This window comes from Streptomyces sp. NPDC001970 (assembly GCF_053594115.1).
The window spans coordinates 21,717-28,265 of record NZ_JBSFDW010000060.1 but is presented as its reverse complement, the minus strand read 5'-3'; the positions used below and the strand labels follow the sequence as shown (position 1 = coordinate 28,265).

The 6,549-nt window shown below is 69.9% G+C and carries 7 protein-coding genes and 1 pseudogene; 3 read left to right on the top strand and 5 right to left on the bottom strand.

Annotated features, from left to right (window positions below):
• Both ACWCP0_RS39525 and ACWCP0_RS39520 read left to right on the top strand, forming a co-directional pair.
• Nucleotides 1-161 (top strand): annotated as a pseudogene (locus tag ACWCP0_RS39525) (ABC transporter ATP-binding protein); the annotation flags it as partial.
• Between the two features lie 84 nt (nucleotides 162-245).
• Entirely contained in the window at nucleotides 246-719 is a 474-nt protein-coding gene (locus ACWCP0_RS39520; protein ID WP_451083561.1) for a MarR family winged helix-turn-helix transcriptional regulator, read from the top strand.
• Nucleotides 720-961: 242 nt separating this feature from the next.
• Here ACWCP0_RS39520 and ACWCP0_RS39515 read toward each other — a convergent pair whose 3' ends face one another.
• The 4 genes from ACWCP0_RS39515 to ACWCP0_RS39500 form a co-directional block, all read right to left on the bottom strand.
• A complete protein-coding gene (locus ACWCP0_RS39515) occupies nucleotides 962-1,141 on the bottom strand; it encodes a hypothetical protein (protein ID WP_451083560.1) in 180 nt (59 codons plus the stop codon).
• The gene (locus ACWCP0_RS39510) at nucleotides 1,138-1,356 is read right to left on the bottom strand and encodes a hypothetical protein (protein ID WP_451083559.1); all 219 of its coding nucleotides are present in this window, start codon (nucleotides 1,354-1,356) and stop codon (nucleotides 1,138-1,140) included. Before ACWCP0_RS39510 ends, ACWCP0_RS39515 begins: the two co-directional genes overlap by 4 nt.
• 175 nt (nucleotides 1,357-1,531) lie before the next feature.
• Entirely contained in the window at nucleotides 1,532-2,839 is a 1,308-nt protein-coding gene (locus tag ACWCP0_RS39505; RefSeq protein ID WP_451083558.1) for an FAD-binding protein, read from the bottom strand.
• Nucleotides 2,836-3,735 (bottom strand): LLM class flavin-dependent oxidoreductase, encoded by a 900-nt coding sequence (locus tag ACWCP0_RS39500; RefSeq protein WP_451083557.1) that lies wholly within the window; start codon nucleotides 3,733-3,735, stop codon nucleotides 2,836-2,838. Before ACWCP0_RS39500 ends, ACWCP0_RS39505 begins: the two co-directional genes overlap by 4 nt.
• Nucleotides 3,736-4,109: 374 nt before the next feature.
• Here ACWCP0_RS39500 and proP point away from each other — a divergent pair, with 374 nt between their 5' ends.
• Nucleotides 4,110-5,483, top strand: a complete 1,374-nt coding sequence (gene proP, locus ACWCP0_RS39495) for a glycine betaine/L-proline transporter ProP (RefSeq protein WP_451083563.1) — start codon at nucleotides 4,110-4,112, stop codon at nucleotides 5,481-5,483.
• Between the two features lie 272 nt (nucleotides 5,484-5,755).
• Here proP and ACWCP0_RS39490 read toward each other — a convergent pair whose 3' ends face one another.
• A complete protein-coding gene (locus ACWCP0_RS39490; RefSeq protein ID WP_451083556.1) occupies nucleotides 5,756-6,403 on the bottom strand; it encodes a DUF4328 domain-containing protein in 648 nt (215 codons plus the stop codon).
• Between the last annotated feature and the right edge of the window lie 146 nt (nucleotides 6,404-6,549).

The following is a 6,549-nucleotide window of genomic DNA, read 5'->3' as shown; positions in this document are numbered from 1 at the left end:
GCCAGCTCGACGCGGAGACCGGCCTCGCGGTGATGGAACTGCTGCGCGCCGTGGTCCACAGCGAGGGCGTGACCGCCCTGGTCGCCACGCACGACGCCCAGCTGCTCGGCCTCGCCGACCGGGTGCTCGAACTGAGCGACGGCGAGATCACCGAAGAGTGATGCCGTGGCTTTGAGCTCGGAGGATCATGGACGGGTTTCAAGGATCCTCGTCATGTGATGCTTTCTCCTTGATAACATGGTGTTGTGACAGCGGATGAGAGTGTGGTTGGAGTCGTGGAAAGCGACCCTTTGGACAGGCTGGGATTTCTGCTGGCCCGGCATGGCGCCTTCGCGCACAGTCGTGTCCACCACGCCCTCGCGTCCTGCGGATTGACGCCCAGGCAGGGCACGACGCTGATGCTCGTGGGCACGTCCGGACACATGGCCCAGCAGGCTCTCGCGGCCGCGCTCGAGGTGGACCCCAGCATCATGGTCGGGATTCTGAACGAGCTGGAGTCCGCTCAGCTCGTGGAACGTCGCCGTGACCCGTCCGACCGCCGTCGCCACATCGTTGCGATCACGGACGAGGGCAACCGCGTCCTTGCCAAGGCTCAAGCGGCCGTGTCCGATGTGGAGCAGGGGCTGTTCGCCGACTTCGCTCCGGAGGAGATTGCGGCGCTGCGCAGTCTTCTGGCCCGGGTTCGTACGTCTTCGGGTGACGCTGTCCACTTCGGGTGAGGAGTGCGGGCGGTGAGCGGACGCGCAGAGTCGGCGGGTTGGCCCCGGTCTCGATCGGTCGCGGGTCCGCCGTGACCGCCTCGATGAAGCGGACCTGAGGGTGGGGTGCCGCAGCACCCCACCACTCGCTGTGAGTGGCACGCTCTGCCGCGCCTACCTCTCCGAGACGACCTTCGGGTTACTCCGGACGCGAAGACATCGTTGGGTGCGGACGCGAAGACACCGTTGCGTGCGGGAAACGGTCACCGCAGGACGCGAGCGATCACCGGGCGAGTGTGTGCGGCCGACTGGCCGGGATACGAGCCGACCTTCGCCAGGGCATCCGAGAACCCGCGCTGCGGCATCATCGGCTTGAGATGCTGCTTCCGCGCCAGGAGCCGATGGGTGGGGGAGCTGCCGACAGTGGGAGAGCCGCCGGTCATGGCCCGTCGATCAGGGAAGGCCTCCGCCAGAGGGCCACGGTAAGGCGCTCCCAGCAGATGTCGGCGACGCGACGGTGCCGCACGGCCGACGCATCGTGGATGCGGTCGCGCACGCGCTCGACAGCGTGCGCCCGCTCGGCCGCGTCGACGATCCACAGGTGCTGACCACTGACGGTCTGCCCGGCGGTGAGGCGGACGGTCGGAACGGTGACCACCCACAGAGGGGACGGAAGAGTGCGGGGCTCCGGGCCGGGTCTGTGTGCCGAGGATGAACGACTTGGCCATGGTGCATGCTCCTGAAACAGAGTTCTCGGTCTTGCGGGCCATGGAGGTTCCTCCAGCGGCGGTTCCGCGCAGGCGGCCTGCGCGGACGTCCGCGGGTGCCGGCGGTCAGGGCGATCGGGGGCGCAGGACACCGTCGGGGTCGTAGCGCGCCCAGAGTTCGCTGACGCGGGCTCCGGTCGGCCCCGGGTAGGCGCGTGCGAAGGTCTTCTCGTCGGGGGCGCTTTCGAAGTTCACGTAGGCGCCGTCGGTATGTCCGACGAGCGGGTCCAAGGCCGCGGTGAGGGTCGCACGGCCGTCGGGCGGGAACGCCGTCGCGATCACCAGCGTCTGCTGATGGCGGTGGGCGTACGCGGTCGCTGACGGGTCGACGTCGTTGACGGCGCCGCCGATCGACCGCATCTGAATCATGACCGGGCGGGGGCCGGCCGACGCCACGACCAGGGCGCGGGCCGCTTCGGGGGGCATGTCCGGGAGCAGGCCGTTGGTCGTGGTGGACGGCATCTGCCCGGTGTTGGCATGCAGATGTGCGGTCGGGACCAGAGCGGTGTAGGGGACGATGCGGGTCTGCTGGTCCAGCAACTCACCGACGCCCAGGAGCGGTTCGACTGCCGCGCGGATGAGGGACGGGCTGTCCGAGGCCACGACGGCCGTGACGAACGCGGCGGTGGAAGGGCCCCGGGAGGACAGCGTCACCGCCGTCGACAACTCCCTCGGGGCCTGCGCCACCACGTTGGCCCAGCCCCGCAGGGCGGCACCGGCCGGGTCCACGCCGATGACGAGTTGCGCCAGCCCGACGGCGCCCAGCTCGATCGCCTCGATCTCGAACGCCACGGCGATGCCGGCCCCCGCGCCGGCCCCGCGCATCGCCCACAGCAGGTCCGGCTCGTTCAGCGGGTCGATGCGGATGAAAGAGCCGTCAGCCAGGACCACCTCGACTGCGCGTATGTGGTCGACGGTGAGCCCGTAGTGCCGCACCAGCCAGCCGATGCCGCCACCCGTGGCGAGGCCGCCTACGCCGACGTTGCCGTGGTCGCCCGAGCTGATGGCGAGGCCGTGGGGTGCGAGGGCCTGCGCGACACGACCCCACCGGGCGCCCGCCTCCACGCGCACGAGGCGCGCGCCGCGGTCGAGGACGTCGACCCGGTGCATCGCGCTCAGGTCGATGACGAGTCCGCCGTTGTTCGTCGAGCGTCCGGAGAGCCCGTGACCGCCGCTGCGGACCGCGACGGGCAGGCCCTGTTCCCGGGCGAGGCGCAGTGCCGCGGCGATGTCGCCGGCCGACTCGGGAAGCACCACCGCGGCCGGGCGGGCCACGGTGGTGTACGTCGAGCGAAAGAGGCGGTAGCGGCGGTCGCCGGGCGTGACCACCTTGCCGGTGAGCTCGGCCGGCACGACGGAGGGCAGGCTGGTCATCGACCGCTCCGCAGGGCCTCGACGCGCTCGCGCACAGCGGGGACGACCTCGTCGGCGAAGAGCGCCAGTTGCTTCTCACGTTCGATGACGGGCCAGAAGACAAACGTGTCGAACCCGAGGTCCACCGCCCAGCCGGCGAGCGTGTCCACCCACGCCGGAACGTCTCCGACGAGTCCCTGCCCGCCCCGGTGGTCTCCGATGACGCCGATCACGTTGTAGATCCGGCGAATTGTCTCGGGGGCGCGCCCTGCGGCCACGGCCGCTTCGTCGATGATCTGCTGACGCGACGGAACCTCCTCCGGGGGCACGTAGATGTTCAGCGGTGAGATCCAGCCGTCGGCCGCCCGGCCGGTGACCGCGAGCATCTTCGGCTTCTGGGCGCCGAGCCAGAGCTCGACGCGCTTCGGAGGGACCGGACCGGCGCGATAGCCCTCGACGACGTGGTGAGGGCTGTGCAGCCGCACCGCTCCACCGGCCAATGCCTCGCGCATGAGGGTGAGGGACTCCTCGGTGAAGGCGACCATCCGGCCACCGCGTCGCGGCACCGCGCCCATCGAAGCGATGGCGTCCGCGAAGGCGCCGCCGCCGACACCGAGCTCGATGCGGCCGCCGGTGAGCACACTGAGCGAAGCTGCGGCCTTGGCGAGCATGGTGGGCGGGCGGAGTTGCAGATCAGCGACATCGGTGAAGAACGAGATGCGGTCCGTGTACGCGGCCAGGTAGCTGATCAGCGTCCATGTGTCGAGGTGCCCCGGCTGGTACGGATGGTCCTGGACGGCCAGATAGTCCAGTCCGCCCGCCTCGGCCAGATGCGCGAGGCGCCTGGTCGTATCGGGCGCATCCGCCGTGGGATCAAGGCTCAACCCAAAGGTGATCGGGTGTCCGTAGTCGGTCATGCACTCAACAGTGCGGCGGCTGTCCCTTCGCACCAAGGCGCGCATTAGATACTAATCATGGATAAGTAGCTTCCCTGGCAGCCAGTGGGCCGTGCTGGATGCCCGGACGCGGTGGTTCCGCCCGGCCCCGCGACATGCATCACAAACGTCCGGCGCCGTGAGGGTCGCGGAAGACGCCGTTCTTCCTGGACAACGCCTCTTTCGGTACGTGCGGTCACCGATTGCTCGCGGTGGGCAAGGTGGGGAGCTGTGCCTATGGTCGTTTCCCTGGCCGTCCGATTGGGCGGCTTTTGTCCTTGCAGTCGACCGAAAGGCAGGCGAGCGGAACCTTGCCGGGCGCCACCACCCTCGCACCGAACCAGACCACGGCCCCCATCCAGAGCCGGGGCACCGCAGCGGACGTCACCGTCACCGACCCGGCGCTCGTCAAGCGCGCCGTGAAGGCGGCCGCGCTCGGCAACGCGATGGAGTGGTTCGACTTCGGCGTCTACAGCTACATCGCCGTGACGCTGGGCAAGGTCTTCTTCCCGTCGGGCAACCCCACCGCCCAACTGCTCTCCACCTTCGGCGCCTTCGCCGCGGCCTTCCTCGTCCGCCCGCTCGGCGGCATGGTCTTCGGCCCGCTGGGTGACCGCATCGGCCGCCAGAAGGTCCTCGCCCTCACCATGATCATGATGGCCGCCGGCACCTTCGCCATCGGCCTGATCCCTTCGTACGCGGCGATCGGCGTGGGCGCGCCGATCCTGCTGCTCGCGGCCCGGCTGGTGCAGGGCTTCTCGACGGGCGGCGAGTACGCGGGCGCGACGACGTTCATCGCCGAGTACGCGCCCGACAGGAAGCGCGGCTTCTTCGGCAGCTGGCTGGAGTTCGGCACGCTCGCCGGCTACATCGCCGGTGCGGGTCTCGTCACCCTGATGACCGCAGTGCTGTCGTCCGACGATCTGCTGTCCTGGGGCTGGCGCATCCCGTTCCTGATCGCCGGCCCGATGGGCGTCATCGGCCTCTATCTGCGGACGAAGCTGGAGGAGACCCCGGCGTTCGCCGCCGAGCTGGAGAAGGCGGCGCGGCAGGAGCGCGAGCGGCCGAAGGCCCCGCTGCGGGACATGGTCACGGGGCAGTGGAAGGCGCTGCTGCTGTGCATGGGCCTAGTCCTGATCTTCAACGTCACGGACTACATGCTCCTGTCCTACATGCCGAGCTATCTGACGAGTGAGCTGAAGTACGACGAGACCCACGGCCTGCTGGTGGTGCTCGGTGTCATGGCGCTGATGATGATCGTGCAGCCGTTCGCGGGCGCGCTGTCGGACCGTGTCGGCCGCCGCCCGGTGATCGCCGCGGGCTGCGTGGGCTTCTTCTTCCTCTCCATACCCGCGCTGCTGCTGATCCGCCAGGGCAGCCTGTTCGCCATCGCCCTCGGCATGGGCGCGCTGGGCCTGCTCCTGGTCTGCTTCACCGCGGCGATGCCCTCGGCCCTCCCGGCCCTCTTCCCCACCCGCGTCCGCTACGGCTCCCTGTCCATCGGCTTCAACGTCTCGGTCTCGCTCTTCGGTGGTACGACGCCGCTGGTGGTCACGGCCCTCATCGGCGCCACGGGCAACGTGATGATGCCCGCGTACTACATGATGGCCGCGGCGATCATCGGCGGCGCGGCGGTGTGGTTCATGGCGGAGTCCGCCGGGCGGCCGCTGCCGGGGTCCGCTCCGGCCGTGGAGACGGAGGCGGAGGCGCGGGCCCTTCGGGGCGCGTAGCCCTGCGGGCCCGTGGCACCGCCGACAGGGCGCACCCCTGCGGTCGGCCGACAGCGCTGCGCCGTCCCACGACGCCGGGCGTTCTCCAACGCCCCGCGCGTGGCAGAAGATGAGGTCGGGACGGCCGCGGACGCCGCCGGCTTCGAAGCGTCGGTGCGCCTCGGCTGCCCGGACTTCGGGATTCCTCCGAAACCCGCAGTGAGAGCTTCCCCGGCTCCGCCAACAGGCGCGGAGGGCATCCGGCTTGTCGCCGGCGTAGCCGACGCGACACCTCACCAGGCGGGCTTACCGGGCCGGCCCTGGAGGCGCGCTCTCTGCATCGCGGCAAGCCGCCGCACCACACCGATGCACAGCACTCCTGCGACGACATACAGGGCGGCCCCGGCCATCTCCGTCGACAGCGGACCCCGCGACGCGGAGGGATGGGCGACGAGCTGCGCCGCCACGAAGAGCAGCCACCACGAGGTCAGCAGCACGCCGGTGCGGCGCGGGCGATCGGGCGGAGAGCTGGCGGCCCAGATGTCATTGATGATCCGCTTGGGCAGGAAAAAACAGGCGACCGGAACCAGCCACGCGCCTGTGGTCCAGCCGCGCTTCATCCGGTGTCCGCCGGGCGCCAGCGCCTCCGCGTTCACCCGCATCTGCCACAGCCAGCGCAGGAAGACGATTCCGGTCAGCAGGAAGGCGCACAACCTCATGCCGGTGAGGGTGCCGACCCATATCTCCCTCTCGAAGGCGGCATACGAACCGTCGGCCGCGCCGTAGAGACGCAGCTGCGCGATGAGCAACGCGGCATTCACCAGCACGCAGGCTCCGAGCGCAGCCACGACCACGATCGTCATCGCCTTCGGTACGAAGAGCGGCTCGCCCTTGGCCAATGGCGCGGGCGGGGATATGGCGATGGTGTCGTCGTGATCCACAGGGCCGCAAACTACTGCCGACCTCGGCATTCAGTCCAGCTTGGACGCCCTCCTCACGCAGGCCCGAGCTCGGCCTTACAGAAGGGGGCCGGTGACTGTCACGGCCCGGGTGGCCGAGGAGCACGACGTCGCCTTCGATCCTCGTG

Coding starts and splice junctions, on each gene's coding strand:
- ACWCP0_RS39505 (WP_451083558.1), bottom strand. CDS start 2,839: ATGACCAGCCTGCCCTCCGTCGTGCCGGCCGAGCTCACCGGCAAGGTG.
- ACWCP0_RS39515 (WP_451083560.1), bottom strand. CDS start 1,141: ATGACCGGCGGCTCTCCCACTGTCGGCAGCTCCCCCACCCATCGGCTC.
- ACWCP0_RS39500 (WP_451083557.1), bottom strand. CDS start 3,735: ATGACCGACTACGGACACCCGATCACCTTTGGGTTGAGCCTTGATCCC.